Here is a 15,653-nt window from a genome sequence, read left to right as displayed (position 1 = left end):
TCGGGTACGGGCGCGGAGTGCTGGTGTCTGGTTGAGTTCGGTTGAGTCCGGGGGTGACCGCGATGGCGCGGGCCGAGAACAAGGCGGGGGCGAGCGGCACGGCACATCTCGTGGCCGCCCTGGCAAAGGCGCTGCGTGAGCAACAGGGCCTCACGCAGGTCGAGTTGGGCAAGATTACCGGTTACACCGGGTCCGCGATCAGCGCGATGGAGACCTGCGCGCAGCCCGCGAGCGACGACATGCTCGTCAAGCTGGAGGAGAAGATCGGAGCCGGGCTCGGCATCTTCCAGAAGGCGCGCAAGTACGTGCTGCTGGACAAGTACCCGCCACAGTTCAAAGACTTCTCGCTGATGGAGGCGGAGGCCGTGACCTTGTCTTCGTACCAGACATACGTCGTCGACGGTCTGTTCCAGACCGAGGAGTACGCCCGCGCCCTGATCGGCGGCGGCTATCCGAAGCTCGCCGACACCAAGGTGCAGGAACTGGTCGAGGCGCGACGGGCCCGCAGGAAACTTTTCGATCGCGACCCCACCGCCATGATCGAGCTGATCCTCGACGAGGCTGTGCTGAGGCGGCCGTTCGGGAGTTGGGACATCCACCGTGAGCAGTTGCGCTCACTCGCGGAGGACGCGGAGCGGGACAATGTAAGCGTCCAGGTGGTGCCACTGGAACGCGCACTGCGTGGCGGTCACGCGGGCGCTCGCGGCGACATGAAACTTGTTGAGACGAAGGAACACCACCACGTGGTCTATCTGGAGATGGAGGACGAGAGTGTATTGGTCAGCGATCCCACCAAGGTCGCCCAACTCTCGCACCGCTATGCGAAGATCCGCACACAGGCTCTGAGTCCGGACGACTCTCTGAGCCTCATCCAGAAGTTGGCGGGAGAAGAGCGGACATGACCAGCACCTTGCGGTGGTTCAAGTCGAGCTACAGCAACGACAGCGGCGGCGATTGCCTCGAAGTCGCCTACGACTGGCGCAAGTCGTCGTACAGCAACGACAGCGGCGGACAGTGTCTCGAAGTCGCCGCTTGCCCCACCGCCCTCCACATCCGTGACTCCAAGATGACGGACGGCCCAACCCTCACCGTTTCCGGCGAGGCCTGGGCCGCGTTTCTCCGGAGGTTCTAGAAGACCGGCGTCCCGCCCTGCGTCAGCTTCCAGTTGGTCGCTGAGAAGGTCGACGGGTCGATGCTGCCCTTGGCCGTGGCGTAGGCGACCATCAGGTCGCGGACCTGGTTGGTCGAGGCGTAGGCGATCTCCGCTGCGGCGATGTGCGGGTAGCCCGAACCGCCGTTGGCGCGGTAGTTGTTGACGGCGACGACGAAGACCTGGTCGTCGGCGACCGCCGTGCCGTTGTAGCTCAGGTTCTTGATGCGGGAGCCCTCGGCGGCGGCGATGTCGATCTCGTAGTCGACGCCGGCCGCCATGTCGTACATGTAGTCCCAGAAGCTGTTGGCGTTGGTGAGGGTGGCGGTGTCGACCGCCGTGCCCACCGGGACCTGGTGGTAGTACTTCGCCGCGAACTCCAGGTAGTCCTTGAGCTGGGCGCCGGTGAGCTTCTTGCCGTAGAGGGTGTTCTCGTAGACGTAGAGGCCCGCGACATCGCGGATCGTCACGTCGCCGGCCGGGATGGTGGCCGTACGGCTGAAGCACGCGGCGACCGAGATCAGCGGGAGCGCGGCGTCGGCCGCCGACAGCCCCGCCTTGACCGCGTCCATCTGCACCTGCTGGATGAAGTCGATGGCGGGGACGTCCTTCCAGCACGCCTCCGCCGTCGACATCGCGGTCGTGCAGGTGCCGATCGCGGTGTTGACGTACTTGACCACCAAGTTGTGGTCGGCGGTGAGGAGTTCGGTGATCCGCGGGTCCTCCTGGACCGTGTTGCTGTTGAGGGTCGTGGCCGTCTTGCTGGTGATCTTCCAGCAGCCGCGCTCCAGTTCCAGCTCGAAGTCGAAGACGGAGAGGCGGTAGCCGTAGCAGTACGGCTCGGAGAGGAGGACGTCCTCGCCGGTCGTCTCGTTCTTCACCGTGTACGTCGGGACGTCGACGTGGGTGTGGCCGACGAGGATGGCGTCGATGCCGGGGACCTGCTGGGCGACGAGGTTCGAGGCGTTCTCCACGTACGGGAGCGAGTCGCCCCAGGAGGTCGAGCCGTCCAGGCCGGAGTGGTCGGTGAGGAAGACGACGTCACAGCCGAGGGCGCGGAGTCGCGGGACGTACTTCTTCGCCTGCTCGACCAGACCCGTGAAGGTCATCTTGCCGTTGACGTTGTCCTTGTCCCAGAGGGCGATCCCGGGGTTGGTGAGGCCGAGGATGCCGACCTTGATGTCCGGGGCGCCGGGCACCTTGATGTGCTTGACGGTGTACGGCTCGAAGGCCGGCTTCAGCGTCTTCGCGTCCAGCGCGTTGGCGCCCAGCAGCGGGAACTTGCACTGCTTCTCGAAGGTGCGGACGACCTCGATGCCGTAGTTGAACTCGTGGTTGCCGAGCGCGGCGGCGTCGTAGCGCATCTCGTTCATGGCGATCGCCATGGGGTGCTTGGGGCCGCGCTTGCCGTCCTTGCCCGTGATCGGGTCGACGCTGGCGTAGTACGAGGCGAGGGAGGTGCCCTGGATGATGTCACCGGCGTCGACGAGGAGGACCCGGCCCGCGCCCTTCTCCTTGCGGATGTTCTTCACCAGGGTGGCGATCCGGGCGATGCCGTAGGTGTTGCCCTTCGAGTCCACCGGGGCCGCGTTGGTGTAGTAGTCCCAGTTGAAGACGTGGCTGTGCAGGTCGGTGGTGCCGAGGATGGAGAAGCTCCACGTCTTGGGCGCCTTCGGCGGCTTGCCGTGGCCCTGCTCGGCGGCCTGCGCGCTGCCCGCACCGACGGTTCCCGCGACGGCCACGGCCGCTCCGGTGACGGCGGACTTCTGCACGAACTCACGGCGGTTCATGGGATTGACGGGCATTCGGGGCTCCTGAAAGGGCACAGAGGGCGATGTGGCATGCGGGACGCGGCGGGCTACCCGCGTAGATGCTGACCCGCTCCCGTTACCGGCGTAACCACGGAAAGCCCAAGGGCCGGTCAAGGATTCCCAAGACCGGCCCAAGTGCGGCCACCAACCGGCGCCCTAAATGAACGAGTTGACCTCAATCGTCTCCGTGCGGCCCGGGCCGACCCCGATCGCGGAGATCGGCGCCCCGGACATCTCCTCCAGTGCCTTGACGTACGCCTGCGCGTTCTTCGGGAGGTCGGCGAAGGTCTTGGCCTTCGTGATGTCCTCGCTCCAGCCGGGCAGGGTCTCGTAGATCGGCTTCGCGTGGTGGAAGTCGCTCTGGGAGTACGGGAGTTCCTCGACGCGCTTGCCGTCGATCTCGTAGGCCACGCAGACCGGGATCTGCTCCCAGCCGGTGAGGACGTCGAGCTTGGTGAGGAAGAAGTCGGTCAGGCCGTTGACGCGGGTCGCGTAGCGGGCGATGACCGCGTCGAACCAGCCGCAGCGCCGGTCGCGGCCCGTCGTCACACCCCGCTCGCCGCCGATGCGGCGCAGGGCCTCGCCGTCCTCGTCGAAGAGCTCCGTCGGGAAGGGGCCGGAGCCGACTCGGGTCGTGTAGGCCTTCAGGATGCCGATGACCCGGCTGATCTTGGTGGGGCCCACGCCCGCGCCGGTGCAGGCGCCGCCCGCGGTCGGGTTCGACGACGTCACGAAGGGATACGTGCCGTGGTCGATGTCCAGGAGCGTGCCCTGGCCGCCCTCGAAGAGGACCACCTTGTCGTCGTCGAGGGCCTGGTTGAGGATCAGGACCGTGTCGGCGACGTACGGCTTGAGGCGGTCCGCGTAGGACAGCAGCTCCTCGACGACCTGCTCGATGGCGATCGCGCGGCGGTTGTAGAGCTTGGTGAGCATCTGGTTCTTGATGTCGAGGGACGCCTCGACCTTCTGCGTCAGGATCGACTCGTCGTAGAGGTCCTGGACCCGGATGCCGACGCGGTTGATCTTGTCCGCGTAGGTCGGGCCGATGCCGCGGCCGGTGGTGCCGATCTTCCGCTTCCCGAGGAAGCGTTCCGTCACCTTGTCCACCGTCACGTTGTAGGGCGTGATGATGTGAGCATTACCGCTGATCAGGAGCTTGGACGTGTCGACGCCGCGCTCGTTCAGCCCGTTCAGCTCGGAGAACAGGACCGACGGGTCGACGACGACACCGTTGCCGATGACCGGAGTGCACTCCGGTGTGAGGATCCCGGAAGGGAGCAGGTGAAGGGCGTACTTCTGATCGCCCACGACTACCGTGTGGCCGGCGTTGTTGCCGCCCTGGTAGCGCACCACATAGTCGACGGACCCACCTAGCAGGTCCGTCGCCTTTCCCTTGCCTTCGTCACCCCACTGAGCACCGAGCAGCACAAGTGCGGGCACGCGCGTACACCCCTTCCGGGCGGGGCATGTCCAAGGTCAGGGGCGTACGCGGCACAGCGTGTGCCTCGTACACCTGCGACCCTCGTCGGTCGCGACCCGTCGGACCGGATGCCCCGGAATAGACGAAGCCCCTGGCGCAATAGCGCAAGGGGCTCTTGCACAAAGATGCTACCCGAGGAAGCGAGGCATGGCCGAGGTGGCGACTTTCGCGACTTCCGATCAGCTCCTGGTCGTCATCGATCCCCTCGCCCGGCGCACCGACGGAGAGTCCGTCCGTATCGCGAAAGACGTGCTCAGCGCGGGTGCGGCGACGAAGGTGTGCATGCCGGAGGGGCCCGAGGAATTCGCCCGGGTGCTGTCCCGGCGGGGTTCACGCCGGCCCGTGGTGGTGGGCGACGACCGGGCACTGCTGCGCGCGGTGTCCCTCCTGCACCGCCGGCGGGAGCTGGCCGGATGCGCCCTGGCGATGGTGCCGGTGGGGGGTGCGCTGGCCCTGGCGGGGGCGCTGGGGGTGCCCACGGGCACGGTGGCGGCGGCACGCGCGGTGCTCGACGGGGTCGTACGGCGGATGGATCTGCTGGTGGACGACAGCGACGGGGTGGTGCTGGGGGCGCTGCGGATTCCCCCGCTGCTCCTGCGGGAGGCCCCGCCGGAGGAGGCGGTGGCGGCGGCCTCCGGTGGCGGGCATCTGTGGCTGCGGACGTGCCAGTCACTGGTACGGACCCTGGTGCCCGCGCGCACCTCCCGGGAATCCCTCTCCTCCACACTGCCCCGGCAGACCGGTCCCGCGCGTCTACGGGTCGAGGTCGACGGAATGACCCTGGTGGACCTGGACCAGCCGGTGGAGGGCATCTCGGTGACACCGGGAGCGTCGGGGCTGGCCGAGGTGGAGGTCCGACCGGTCTCGGTCGGCGCCGAGGCGTCACCCCTGTGCGCGAGCGGCCGAACCGTGACCGTGTCCGGGACGGATTTCCGCTACCGGGCGGACGCGGTGGTGGCCGGTCCGGTGCGGACGCGGACGTGGGTGGTTCGGGAGGGGGCTTGGGGGCTTACGTTGCCGGGGTGAGTCGTCTGGCTCAGCCGCCTTGGCCCGCGCTGCCGACCGGGCCGACCTTCACCGGGGTGCCGGCGCTGTCCGAGACGGGGAGGGAGGCGGCGCCCGGCCAGGCGAGGGTGACCGACTTCGTCTCGTCCGGCGGGGTGACGACGAGTCCGGTGATGCGGACGCCGGAGCCGCCCGTGTTGTTGACCGGGTAGCTGATGGGGAAGTACGTCGACTTGCCGTTCTTGAGGACGGCCGAGGTCGCCGCCTGGCCGGTGCGCTGCGCGGACACGGTCCCCGCGTTGGTCTGGAGGTCGACGCCCGCGTACCCGGAGATCCTGCAGTCCTTGCCGCTGTCGTTCGTGAACGTGACCACGACGGTGCCGTCGGTGTCTCCGTCGATGGTGTTGTCCTGCGCGGTGATCTTCAGGTCGGCGGTACGGCACTTGCCGGCCTTGGCGTTCGCGTTCGAGCCGGTACCCGTGCCGGAGCCCCCTGCCGTACCGGACCCGGTCGAGCCGCCCGAGCCCGAGCCGCCGGTCGTGGACGATGTGGCGGAACCAGGCGCCACCGTGGACGTCGAGGTGGACGACGGGTCGCTCTGGACGCCCGACGCGTCGTCGTTCCCGCTCTGGCAGGCGGTGAGCGAGAGACCGGCGGTGACGGCCAGGACGGCGAAGGTGAGCTTGTGAACGCGCATCGTAATTTCCTCAACATCGGTCGGCAGTGAGCGTTTCCGATCTACAGGAGCGCCCCGGCCCGGTCGGCCGTTCCACCCAACTGCCTCCCAAGACATGCCTGTTACATGCACCCATCCGTTGGGACAGATCCGTGACCCGAGGCGATGCAACCCTGCTTCTCCAGCACGGGCACCTCCGAGTCGTCCTTCAGCGCCACCCCCGTCACTCCCAACTCCCGTGCCCTGCCCATCAACCCCGCCAGCTTCCCCGCAGCCACCTCGTACGCCAGCCCCAGCGGCGGCCGGATGTTGGACAGGCAGTTGCGGTCGGCGTCCGTCGTCACTCCCGGCTTCGGGCGGTGGGTCAGATACGCGCCCAGGGAGTCCGCCGCCGACATCCCGGGGCGCTCACCGACGAGGACCACGACCAGTTCCGCGCCCATCGTCGACGCCACGTCGTCGCCGAGGGCCACCCGCGCCTGTTCCGCGAGCACCACCGGCGCGACCCGCCACTGAGCCGGCAGCAGCGCCGTCGTCGCCCGCACCATCGCCGCCGCGTGCTCGTGCACCGCCCGGCTGGACAGCCCGTCCGCGACCACGAAGACGACGTCCCACTCCCCCACCGGCAGATGCGCCCGGTCGGCGGAATCCAACCGCCGTCCCAGGTCCGGGCGTTGGAGATACGTCAGCCGGTCGGGCGCCGCGCTGCGCACCCGTACGGTCGGCTCGCCCCGCAACGCCCGCGCCACCACGTCCGGTTCGAAGGGCGAGTGGACCGCGTCCCGCGCCGCCGCGTGCGCGGCCTGCAACTCCAGCCGGTGATGGGTCGGCAGACCCGAGCCCGCCCGCCCCAGACCGATCCTCGCCTGCGTGTGACGACGCAGGGCGGGCCACAACTCACCCTCACTCAAAGGCAGATGACTGATCGTCATGCGGCCAGTTCCCTTCCGATCGCCGTCAGCGGGTGGGCCGTGGCGGACACGTCGTTGATCGCGCCGTCCGCGCCCAGCAGTCCGATCGAGTCGAGCCATGCCTCGAACTCCGGTGCCGGGCGCAGCCCGAGGACCTCGCGGAGGTACAACGCGTCGTGGTATGAGGCGGATTGGTAGTTGAGCATGATGTCGTCGCCGCCCGGTGTGCAGATCACGAAGGACGCGCCGGCCACGCCGAGCATGGTGAGCATCGTGGCGATGTCGTCGTCGTCCGCGTCGGCGTGGTTGGTGTAGCAGATGTCCAGGCCCATCGGCAGGCCGAGCACCTTGCCGCAGAAGTGGTCCTCCAGGGCCGCGCGGAGGATCTGGCGGCCGTCGTAGAGGTACTCGGGGCCGATGAAGCCGACCACGGTGTTCACCAGCAGCGGATCGTAGCGGCGGGCGACCGCGTACGCGCGTGCCTCGACGGTCTGCTGGTCCACCCCGTGGTGCGCGTCGGCGGAGAGCGCGCTGCCCTGCCCGGTCTCGAAGTACATGACGTTCGAGCCGACGGTGCCCCGGCCCAGCGCCCGCGCCGCCTCGTACGCCTCGTCGAGGAGTCCCAGCGTCACGCCGAAGGACGCGTTCGCGGCCTGGGTGCCCGCGACGGACTGGAAGACGAGGTCGACGGGTGCCCCGCGGGCCATGAGGTCCATGCTCGTGGTGATGTGGGACAGGACGCAGGACTGGGTGGGGATGGCGTAGCGCCGGATCACTCCGTCGAGGAGTTCCAGCAGGTCCCGTACCGCCTTCGGGCTGTCGGTCGCCGGGTTGATGCCGATCACCGCGTCCCCCGAGCCGAGCAGCAGACCGTCGAGCAGGGCCGCGGCCACGCCGGCCGGGTCGTCGGTGGGGTGGTTGGGCTGGAGGCGGGTGGCGAGACGGCCCGGCAGGCCGATGGTCGACCGGAAGGCCGTCACCACCCGCACCTTCCGCGCGACGGCGACCAGATCCGCGTTGCCCATCAGCTTCGACACCGCCGCCACCATCTCAGGCGTCAACCCGCGTGCGACGGCCGCGAGTTGAGCGCTCTCCGCGCTCAGCAGCCACTCCCGGAACCCGCCGACCGACAGACCGGCCACCGGCGCGAACGCCACCGTGTCGTGCGTGTCGAGAATCAACCGGGTCACGTCGTCGGTCTCGTACGGGATCACCGGCTCGGCGAGAAAGGCCGTCAGCGGTACGTCCGCCAGCGCCAGGCGAGCGGCCACCCGCTCCTGCGCGGACGCGGCGGCCAGCCCCGCGAGCCGGTCGCCGGAGCGCTCGGGGCTCGCGGCGGCGAGCAGACGCGCGAGGGAGCCGAAGCGGTAGCCGTGGCCGCCGAGGGTCGAGGTGTACGTGCTCATGGCGGCGACCGTACGAGGCGCGTGTTGCCCGCAGATTTCGCCAGATTTCTAAAGGTCTGGTTGACAAACATTTAACGCGCCGCAACCCTTGCCCGACTCATACCGCCGACAGAGTTCCGCACCGTAGGACGACCCGAGCAGCAGGAGAGGAGCCATCCGATGGCAGTGGACGAGGGAGTCGCCCCCGCGGCGAACATAAGCGAGGACGGGGCCGTTCACCGGCTCAAGCCCAACGCCATCGGCCTGCTGGGCGTGGTCTTCATGGCGGTCGCGACCGCCGCCCCGATCACCGCGATGACCGGCAACGTGCCCTTCATGGTCTCGTCCGGCAACGGCATAGGCGCCCCGGCGAGCTACCTCGTCGCAATGGTCGTCCTGGCAATCTTTTCCGTCGGCTTCACGTCCATGGCGAAGCACATCACCTCCACCGGCGCCTTCTACGGCTTCATCTCCTACGGCCTCGGCCGCACCGCCGGACTCGCCTCCGGCCTCCTGGCGACCTTCGCGTACGCCGTGTTCGAGCCGGCGCTGATCGGCATCTTCTCGACCTTCGCCACCGGAACGTTCAAGGACCAGACCGGAGTTGACATCCCCTGGTGGGTGTTCGCGCTGGTGATGCTGGCCGTCAACGCGACGGGCACGTGGTTCGGTGTCTCGGTCGCGGAGAAGCTGCTGGTCGTCCTCCTGGGCACGGAGGTGACCGTCCTCGCCGCGATGGCGATCTCGGTCGCCCTGCACGGCGGCGGCCCGCACGGCTTCACCTTCGGCCCGGTCAACCCGGTCAACGCCTTCAAGGGGACCTCCGCCGGCCTCGGCCTCTTCTTCGCCTTCTGGTCGTGGGTCGGCTTCGAGTCGACCGCGATGTACGGCGAGGAGTCCCGCGACCCGAAGAAGATCATCCCCAAGGCGACGATGATCTCGGTCCTCGGCGTGGGCGTCTTCTACGTCTTCGTCTCCTGGATGGCGATCATCGGCAACGGCGAGACGGAAGCCCTCAAGGCCGCCTCGTCCGCGAACCCGCTGGCCCTCTTCTTCAACCCCACCGAGCACTACGTCGGCCACTGGGCGGTCGACCTCATGCAGTGGCTGATGATCACCGGCTCGCTGGCCTGCGGCATGGCCTTCCACAACTGCGCCAGCCGCTACATGTACGCCCTGGGCCGCGAGGGCGTCCTCCCCTCCCTCAAGAACACCATCGGCCGCACCCACGCCAAGCACGGATCCCCGCACATCGCGGGCCTGGTGCAGACGGTGGTCAGCGCGGTCCTGATCGTCGCCTTCTGGCTCACGAGCAAGGACCCGGCCAACGCCCTCTACGTCCTCCTCGCCATCCTCGGCACCATGGCGATCCTGATCGTCCAGGCGGTCTGCTCCTTCGCGGTCCTGGCCTACTTCCGCAAGAACCACCCCGAGAGCCGCCACTGGTTCCGCACCTTCACCGCCCCACTGGTCGGCGGCATCGCGATGCTCGCCGTCGTCGTACTCCTCGTCTCCAACATGAGCGTCGCGGCGGGCGCGGAGTCCGACTCCCTGGTCCTGAAAGCGACTCCGTGGCTGGTGACGCTGGTCGCGGCGACGGGGATCGGCTACGCGCAGTACCTGAAGCGGCGGGCGCCTGAGCGGTACGCGCTGCTGGGGCGGACTGTGTTGGAGGAGACGAAGGAGCGCTAGCTCTACGCCGGCTGGGCTCGGCCCGGGCTGGGAAGGTCGATCGGCATAGAGTCCATGGAGTCCATGGACTCTATGGTGGCCGAGCGGCCGGAGGTGCGCGGATGTCCCCGGAGATGACGACACAGGACCGGCGGCGCGAGCTCGCCGAGTTCCTCCGCAGCCGACGCGCCCGCCGCACTCCCGCGGAGGCGGGGTTGCCGACCTTCGGGCGGCGGCGCACTCCAGGGCTGCGGCGCGAGGAGGTCGCGACACTCGCCGGGGTGAGCATCACCTGGTACACGTGGCTGGAGCAGGCCCGCGACATCCGTGTCTCGCGCCAGATCCTCGGAAGTCTGGCCACAGCCCTGGGACTTGACGAGGTCGAGCGCGTCCACCTGTTCCGGCTCGCCGACGAACCGCCTCCGGACGGGCCGCCTTCCCGCCCCGAACTGCCGCCCCAGTACGAGCTGTTGCTCACCCACCTCGACCCGAACCCGGCCTTCATCGTGAACCCGCGGTTCGACATCCTGGCGTGGAACCGCGGCTGCGAACTCCTCTACGGCGACCTGGGCGCCCTGCCCACGGCGCGCCGCAACGTCCTGTGGCTCACGTTCACCTCGCCCGAGGTGCGGGAGATGTCCCGGGACTGGGAGTCGGAGGCCGCGCTCACCGTCGCACTGTTCCGCACGCAGGCGAATGAAGGCATCCTGGCGCCCGGGATCACCGCCCTCATCGCTGAACTGACCGACGCCAGCCCCGACTTCGCCCGCCTGTGGCGACGCAAGGAGCTGGCGCCGTTCGTGCCCCAGGCCCGTACGATCGACCATCCTCTGCTCGGCGAGGTCACCCTCGACTACGTCAAACTGCATGTGGCGAACGACGACAAGACGCTGGTGTCGTATCTGCTGCCACCGGGCTCGGAAGTGGAGAGCCGGTTCCTGAAATTCGTCGGGAATCCCGAAACCTGACCGTCAGGCGACGGTGAAGCCTCCGTCGACGGGAAGGATCGTACCCGTCACGTAGTCGGCCCCCACGAGATAGGCGATCGCGTGCGCGACGTCGTCGGGCCGTCCGATCCGCTGGGCCGGAAGGTCCGCCGCCACGGCGGTGAACTGGGCCGCACGCTGTTCCTCCGGCAGGAACGACCACCAGGGAGTGTCAACGGCCCCTGGGGACACGGCATTCACCCGCACCGGAGCCAGTTCGGCGGCGAGCGGGGACACGATCCGCTCGATCGCCCCGTTGACCGCGGCGAGCGCCACGCTGCCGGGCAGGGCGGCCCGCGCGGTGGCCGCGGAGATCATCGTGACCGAGCCGGTGACGTCGGCCCGCCGGATCGCGTACAGGTACGGGAAGAGCTTGCCGTCGAAGGCGCCCCTGATATCGGCCGGGCTCACCTCCGCGAGCGGCCCGAGCCCGAGCGCGCCCGGACTGAACGCCAGCACGAGATGGTCGATCACGCCGACCCGCTCGAAGAACTCCCTCACCTCCGCTTCCGAGACACCGTCGACCTGTTCGGCACCGGCCACCCGGTCCTTGACCGCCGCCAGCTTCCCGGGGTCCCGCCCGGTCACGATCACCTCGGCACCGCCTGCCGTCAGCCGCTCGGCTGCCGCGAGACCGATCCCGGACGTCCCACCCATGACCACAACGCGCATCGCGTGCGTCTCCGATTCCGTAGGGCTGTGTTGTGCTTGCCCCATCAGCCTCGGGAATCCGGGGGCGGCGATCCAGACACGCCTGATGCTGGTGGTCCGGGCACCCCCTTGGGGCGTATGTGCGGGCTACGCAGCCACTCGGTGTACCAGGCGCGAAAGCCGGTGCTCGCCGGGACGAAGCCGCCCCAGTCCGGGTCGAGCTGCCAGACCTCGCCCGCTCGTGGGCCGTTCAGGACCAGCCGGACGTAGATCCCGCAGCCCTGGTCAGCCACCATGAGTGTGCCCGGGGTCAGCGCATCGGCCGGAGTGCCGATCCGGCCGGGCAGGGGTTCGGCGAGCGGAAAAGGCTCGGCGAGTCGACCCGGCAGTCGGTCCTGTTCCCACTCGTCGTCCACGGCCCACTCGTCGCCGCCTCCCTGCCTCGGTGCGGCCAACGGCATCAACCCGTGCCCAGGACCGGCGGGGCCGTCTCCCACCCTCGCGACGAACGCCCGGTACTCCACCGGCAGTTCAACGCCGTGGGCTTCCTCGAACGCACCGATCTCCGCCTCCGACAGCGGCGGCGTCAACGCGTACCGGTGGGTGTCCGCCCCGAAGCGCTCAAGTCCCCGGTCCTGTGCGGCCATCTCCCGTATCCGAGCGCGTACGCCGTCCCCGTCCCAGCTCTCCATCCAGCGACCGTAACAACGACAAGGCCACCCGGCCCCTGTCAGATGCCCCGGGCCGCAACCTCACCCCGCCCCGAACACCCGCTCCCGATGCACCCGCCACCGCTCCATCATGGCCGAGATCTCCCCCTCGACGAACTCGAAGAAGGCCAGGGTCTCGGCCATGCGGCGGCCCGCCGGGGTGTCCGCGCCGAGGCTGGTGACGCCCTCGCTCAGGGCGGTCTCCCATCGCTTGATGACGGCCTCGCGGTTGGTGAGGGCCTCGTACCACTGGTTGCCCTGCACCCGGTAGCGCTCCCGGCGGGAACCGGGTTCGCGCTCCCGCGACACCATGTGCTGCTGCGCGAGATAGCGCACTCCGCCGGAGACCGCGGCCGGGCTGATCCGTAGCTGCTCGCCCAGTTCGCCGGAGGTCATCGCACCCTCGTCGGAGGAGAGCAGTGCGGCGAAGATCCGGGCGGGCATGCGCTGCATACCGGCCTCGACGAGTTGCGCCGCGAAGGACTCGACGAACTTCGACACGGCCTCCGCGTCCCGCCCACCGGCTGTTTCCGTCATGGCCCCATCCTATCCGGGCTTCACACGCTTCCTTAACTTCACAAATTTCTGAAAGAAGCGTACGTTCTGAACCATGACGAAGGCCAACCCCGCCATCGAGGTATCCGGACTCCACAAGTCGTTCGGCGCGACGCACGCTCTCGACGGCCTCGACCTCGCCGTCGAGACCGGTGAGGTGCACGGCTTCCTCGGTCCCAACGGCTCCGGGAAGTCCACGACGATCCGCGTCCTGCTCGGCCTGCTGCGCGCGGACTCGGGCGCCGCCCAGCTCCTGGGCCGCGACCCGTGGACCGACGCCGTCGAACTGCACCGCCGGGTCGCCTACGTCCCCGGTGACGTGACCCTCTGGCGCAACCTCTCCGGGGGCGAGGTCATCGACCTCTACGGCCGGTTGCGCGGCGGCCTGGACACGGCCCGACGCGCCCAGCTCATCGAGCGCTTCGAACTCGACCCGACCAAGAAGGGCCGCACCTACTCCAAGGGCAATCGGCAGAAGGTCGCCCTCGTCGCCGCGTTCGCCTCCGACGTCGACCTGCTGATCCTGGACGAACCGACCTCGGGCCTCGACCCGTTGATGGAGGAGGTCTTCCAGCGCTGCGTGGAGGAGGAGCGCGATCGGGGTCGGACCATTCTGCTGTCCTCGCACATCCTCAGTGAGGTGGAGGAGCTCTGCGACCGGGTGAGCATCATCCGCAAGGGACGCACGGTGGAGAGCGGTTCACTCGCCGACCTGCGCCATCTCACCCGCACCAGCGTGACGGCCGAACTGGTCGGCTCGCCCAACGGGTTGGCCTCCCTCCCGGGCGTGCACGACCTCGACGTACAGGGCCACCGCGTGCGCCTCCAGGTGGAGACGGACCAACTCAACGCCGTACTACGCTCGTTGAGCGACTCGGGCGTACGGTCACTGACCTCGAAACCGCCGACGCTGGAGGAACTCTTCCTCCGCCACTACCAGGACGAGGAACAGGACGCGGAAGGGGCGGTGTCCCGATGACCGCCGCCGCCTTCGCCGTCCGCAGCGGCGGCTCCCGCCAACTCGCTGGCACCGGCGCCCTGTTGAGGTTCAACCTGCGCCGCGACCGGGTGGTGATCCCGGCCTGGGTGGCCGTGACGGGGCTCATGGTGCTGTCGCTCCCCGGTTCGCTCAAGAGCGTGTACTCCACCCCCGCCGAACGCGCCGACATCGCCCGCCAGATGCTCACCAACAGCTCGCTGCGCGCCACCTACGGCCCGGTGTTCAGCGACTCCCTCGGCGGCCTCACCGCCTGGCGCATCGGCGGCTACGCGGCGATCCTCGCCGGGATCATGAGCCTGGTCGTCGTCGTACGGCACACCCGCGACGAGGAGGAGAGCGGCCGGCAGGAACTCGTGTCCTCGGCGATGGTGGGCCGCCGCGCCCCGCTGACGGCGGCCCTGTCGACGGCGTTCGTCGCCAACGCCGTACTCGCGCTGCTGATCGCGGGCGGTCTCGCCGGGCAGGGTGCGGCGGGGGCGCTGGCGCTCGGGCTCGGCATCGGCGGAGTGGGCATGGTGTTCGCAACGCTGGCGGCGATCGTCGCGCAGTTCACGGACAGCGGCCGGCTGGCGAAGGGCCTGACCGGCGGACTGGTGGGCGTGGCCTTCGTACTGCGCGCGATCGGCGACTCGACGACCAACAACGGTTCCTCGCCCTGGACTTGGCTGTCCCCGATCGGCTGGCTGGAGAACTTGCGCCCGTTCGCGGCCGAACGCTGGTGGGTACTGGGCCTGTTCGCGGCGGCAGCGGTCCTCCAGGGCCTGGTGGCCTACGAGTTGGCCGGACGCCGGGACGTGGGCATGAGCTTCCTGGCCGCCCGACCGGGACCGGCCCACGGCCGCCTCGGCACGGCGGGCGCGCTCGCGTGGCGGCTCCAACGGGGCAGCGTGCTGGGCTGGAGCCTCGGTTTCTGCGCGGCCGGGGTCGCGTTCGGGGGCATTACGAACGGGGCGGCGGATCTGGTCGGGGACAACGCCAAGACCCGCGAGATCATCGAGCGGATGGGCGGCCAGTCGGGCATCGAGGACGCGTTCCTGGCCACGATGGTCGGCATGTTCGGCATGCTCGCCGCGCTCTACGCCGTCTCCTCCGTCCTGCGGCTGCACAACGAGGAGACGAGCGGGCGCGCCGAACCGATCCTGGCCAACGCGGTGGGCCGCCTCCGCTGGGCGGCCGGCCACCTGACCATCGCCTTCGCCGGCGCGGCCCTGATCATGCTCCTGAGCGGCCCGGGCCTGACCCTCGGCTACGGCGCCGAACCGGGCCCGATCCTCGCCGCCGGCCTGGTCCAGGTCCCGGCGATCTGGACCCTGGGCGCGCTCGCGGTCCTCCTCCACGGAATCTCACCAAGCCTGTCCCCCGCGTCCTGGGCAGCGGCGGGACTCGCCCTGCTGCTGGGCTGGATCGGCCCGGCCCTGAACCTCCCGCAGGAGGTCCTGGACATCTCCCCCTTCGGCCACCTCCCGAAGCTGCCGGGCGGGGAGATGGACTGGGCACCGGTGACGATCCTGACGGCGATCGCCACCGCGCTGGTCACCGCCGGGCTCACGGCCCTGCGCCGCCGCGACCTCACGACCTGACCGGAGGCGGCGGCCCGGGAACCTCCGGCGACCCGGCCGCGTACGTCCCCGACATGGGAGCGGCGGGGCTCGCCCTCCTGCT

15 protein-coding genes are annotated in these 15,653 nt (G+C 69.3%); 7 read left to right on the top strand and 8 right to left on the bottom strand.

What is annotated here, in order from left to right; translation table 11 throughout:
• Nucleotides 1-62 precede the first annotated feature (62 nt).
• Together ABZT04_RS04020 and ABZT04_RS04015 are read left to right on the top strand one after the other, a co-directional pair.
• A complete protein-coding gene (locus ABZT04_RS04020; RefSeq protein WP_356053057.1) occupies nucleotides 63-902 on the top strand; it encodes a helix-turn-helix transcriptional regulator in 840 nt (279 codons plus the stop codon).
• Entirely contained in the window at nucleotides 899-1,132 is a 234-nt protein-coding gene (locus ABZT04_RS04015; protein WP_356052650.1) for a DUF397 domain-containing protein, read from the top strand. Before ABZT04_RS04020 ends, ABZT04_RS04015 begins: the two co-directional genes overlap by 4 nt.
• Here the strand turns inward: ABZT04_RS04015 and ABZT04_RS04010 are convergent.
• Both ABZT04_RS04010 and ABZT04_RS04005 read right to left on the bottom strand, forming a co-directional pair.
• Nucleotides 1,129-2,955, bottom strand: coding sequence for a 5'-nucleotidase C-terminal domain-containing protein (locus tag ABZT04_RS04010; RefSeq protein WP_356052648.1), 1,827 nt, complete (start codon nucleotides 2,953-2,955; stop codon nucleotides 1,129-1,131). The genes ABZT04_RS04015 and ABZT04_RS04010 overlap by 4 nt on opposite strands.
• A 162-nt stretch (nucleotides 2,956-3,117) precedes the next feature.
• On the bottom strand, nucleotides 3,118-4,401 hold the full coding sequence (locus ABZT04_RS04005) for an adenylosuccinate synthase (RefSeq protein WP_356052646.1): 1,284 nt from the start codon (nucleotides 4,399-4,401) through the stop codon (nucleotides 3,118-3,120).
• A gap of 187 nt (nucleotides 4,402-4,588) precedes the next feature.
• Here ABZT04_RS04005 and ABZT04_RS04000 point away from each other — a divergent pair, with 187 nt between their 5' ends.
• The gene (locus tag ABZT04_RS04000) at nucleotides 4,589-5,467 is read left to right on the top strand and encodes a diacylglycerol kinase (RefSeq protein ID WP_356052644.1); all 879 of its coding nucleotides are present in this window, start codon (nucleotides 4,589-4,591) and stop codon (nucleotides 5,465-5,467) included.
• Between the two features lie 10 nt (nucleotides 5,468-5,477).
• On the opposite strand, the gene ABZT04_RS03995 is transcribed toward ABZT04_RS04000, so the two are convergent.
• From ABZT04_RS03995 to ABZT04_RS03985, 3 genes are all read right to left on the bottom strand, one after another.
• Nucleotides 5,478-6,143 (bottom strand): DUF4232 domain-containing protein, encoded by a 666-nt coding sequence (locus ABZT04_RS03995; RefSeq protein ID WP_356052642.1) that lies wholly within the window; start codon nucleotides 6,141-6,143, stop codon nucleotides 5,478-5,480.
• Between the two features lie 101 nt (nucleotides 6,144-6,244).
• Nucleotides 6,245-7,054, bottom strand: coding sequence for an ethanolamine ammonia-lyase subunit EutC (gene eutC / locus ABZT04_RS03990; RefSeq protein WP_356052640.1), 810 nt, complete (start codon nucleotides 7,052-7,054; stop codon nucleotides 6,245-6,247).
• Nucleotides 7,051-8,439 carry an ethanolamine ammonia-lyase subunit EutB gene (locus ABZT04_RS03985; RefSeq protein WP_356052638.1) on the bottom strand — a complete coding sequence of 463 codons (1,389 nt, stop codon included), beginning with the start codon at nucleotides 8,437-8,439 and terminating at the stop codon, nucleotides 7,051-7,053. The genes eutC and ABZT04_RS03985 overlap by 4 nt, the downstream gene beginning before the upstream one ends.
• A gap of 159 nt (nucleotides 8,440-8,598) precedes the next feature.
• Here ABZT04_RS03985 and ABZT04_RS03980 point away from each other — a divergent pair, with 159 nt between their 5' ends.
• Both ABZT04_RS03980 and ABZT04_RS03975 read left to right on the top strand, forming a co-directional pair.
• The gene (locus ABZT04_RS03980; RefSeq protein WP_356052636.1) at nucleotides 8,599-10,110 is read left to right on the top strand and encodes an APC family permease; all 1,512 of its coding nucleotides are present in this window, start codon (nucleotides 8,599-8,601) and stop codon (nucleotides 10,108-10,110) included.
• 101 nt (nucleotides 10,111-10,211) lie between these two features.
• Nucleotides 10,212-11,057 carry a helix-turn-helix transcriptional regulator gene (locus ABZT04_RS03975; protein WP_356052634.1) on the top strand — a complete coding sequence of 282 codons (846 nt, stop codon included), beginning with the start codon at nucleotides 10,212-10,214 and terminating at the stop codon, nucleotides 11,055-11,057.
• Between the two features lie 3 nt (nucleotides 11,058-11,060).
• On the opposite strand, the gene ABZT04_RS03970 is transcribed toward ABZT04_RS03975, so the two are convergent.
• The 3 genes from ABZT04_RS03970 to ABZT04_RS03960 are packed head-to-tail and all read right to left on the bottom strand — an operon-like array spanning nucleotide 11,061 to nucleotide 12,973.
• Nucleotides 11,061-11,747, bottom strand: a complete 687-nt coding sequence (locus ABZT04_RS03970) for an SDR family oxidoreductase (RefSeq protein WP_356052632.1) — start codon at nucleotides 11,745-11,747, stop codon at nucleotides 11,061-11,063.
• A 44-nt stretch (nucleotides 11,748-11,791) separates the two neighbouring features.
• Entirely contained in the window at nucleotides 11,792-12,418 is a 627-nt protein-coding gene (locus ABZT04_RS03965; RefSeq protein ID WP_356052630.1) for an SMI1/KNR4 family protein, read from the bottom strand.
• Nucleotides 12,419-12,478: 60 nt separating this feature from the next.
• Nucleotides 12,479-12,973, bottom strand: a complete 495-nt coding sequence (locus ABZT04_RS03960) for a MarR family transcriptional regulator (protein ID WP_356052628.1) — start codon at nucleotides 12,971-12,973, stop codon at nucleotides 12,479-12,481.
• 73 nt (nucleotides 12,974-13,046) lie between these two features.
• On the opposite strand from ABZT04_RS03960, the gene ABZT04_RS03955 reads away from it, so the two are divergent.
• On the top strand, nucleotides 13,047-13,970 hold the full coding sequence (locus tag ABZT04_RS03955) for an ABC transporter ATP-binding protein (RefSeq protein ID WP_356052626.1): 924 nt from the start codon (nucleotides 13,047-13,049) through the stop codon (nucleotides 13,968-13,970).
• Entirely contained in the window at nucleotides 13,967-15,571 is a 1,605-nt protein-coding gene (locus tag ABZT04_RS03950) for an ABC transporter permease (protein ID WP_356052624.1), read from the top strand. The genes ABZT04_RS03955 and ABZT04_RS03950 overlap by 4 nt, the downstream gene beginning before the upstream one ends.
• Nucleotides 15,572-15,653: the final 82 nt, after the last annotated feature.

This window comes from Streptomyces sp. NPDC005492 (genome assembly GCF_040605995.1).
Taxonomy (GTDB): Bacteria; Actinomycetota; Actinomycetes; order Streptomycetales; family Streptomycetaceae; genus Streptomyces.
Note: the sequence above shows the minus strand (reverse complement) of the source record. Positions and strands in the feature narration are given on the sequence as shown.

Bases quoted from the DNA above. Each gene is read 5' to 3' on its own strand.
- ABZT04_RS04020 (WP_356053057.1), top strand. From the start codon at position 63: ATGGCGCGGGCCGAGAACAAGGCGGGGGCGAGCGGCACGGCACATCTC.
- ABZT04_RS04015 (WP_356052650.1), top strand. From the start codon at position 899: ATGACCAGCACCTTGCGGTGGTTCAAGTCGAGCTACAGCAACGACAGC.
- ABZT04_RS04010 (WP_356052648.1), bottom strand. From the start codon at position 2,955: ATGCCCGTCAATCCCATGAACCGCCGTGAGTTCGTGCAGAAGTCCGCC.
- ABZT04_RS04000 (WP_356052644.1), top strand. From the start codon at position 4,589: ATGGCCGAGGTGGCGACTTTCGCGACTTCCGATCAGCTCCTGGTCGTC.
- ABZT04_RS03995 (WP_356052642.1), bottom strand. From the start codon at position 6,143: ATGCGCGTTCACAAGCTCACCTTCGCCGTCCTGGCCGTCACCGCCGGT.
- eutC (WP_356052640.1), bottom strand. From the start codon at position 7,054: ATGACGATCAGTCATCTGCCTTTGAGTGAGGGTGAGTTGTGGCCCGCC.
- ABZT04_RS03985 (WP_356052638.1), bottom strand. From the start codon at position 8,439: ATGAGCACGTACACCTCGACCCTCGGCGGCCACGGCTACCGCTTCGGC.
- ABZT04_RS03980 (WP_356052636.1), top strand. From the start codon at position 8,599: ATGGCAGTGGACGAGGGAGTCGCCCCCGCGGCGAACATAAGCGAGGAC.
- ABZT04_RS03975 (WP_356052634.1), top strand. From the start codon at position 10,212: ATGTCCCCGGAGATGACGACACAGGACCGGCGGCGCGAGCTCGCCGAG.
- ABZT04_RS03970 (WP_356052632.1), bottom strand. From the start codon at position 11,747: ATGCGCGTTGTGGTCATGGGTGGGACGTCCGGGATCGGTCTCGCGGCA.
- ABZT04_RS03965 (WP_356052630.1), bottom strand. From the start codon at position 12,418: ATGGAGAGCTGGGACGGGGACGGCGTACGCGCTCGGATACGGGAGATG.
- ABZT04_RS03960 (WP_356052628.1), bottom strand. From the start codon at position 12,973: ATGACGGAAACAGCCGGTGGGCGGGACGCGGAGGCCGTGTCGAAGTTC.
- ABZT04_RS03955 (WP_356052626.1), top strand. From the start codon at position 13,047: ATGACGAAGGCCAACCCCGCCATCGAGGTATCCGGACTCCACAAGTCG.
- ABZT04_RS03950 (WP_356052624.1), top strand. From the start codon at position 13,967: ATGACCGCCGCCGCCTTCGCCGTCCGCAGCGGCGGCTCCCGCCAACTC.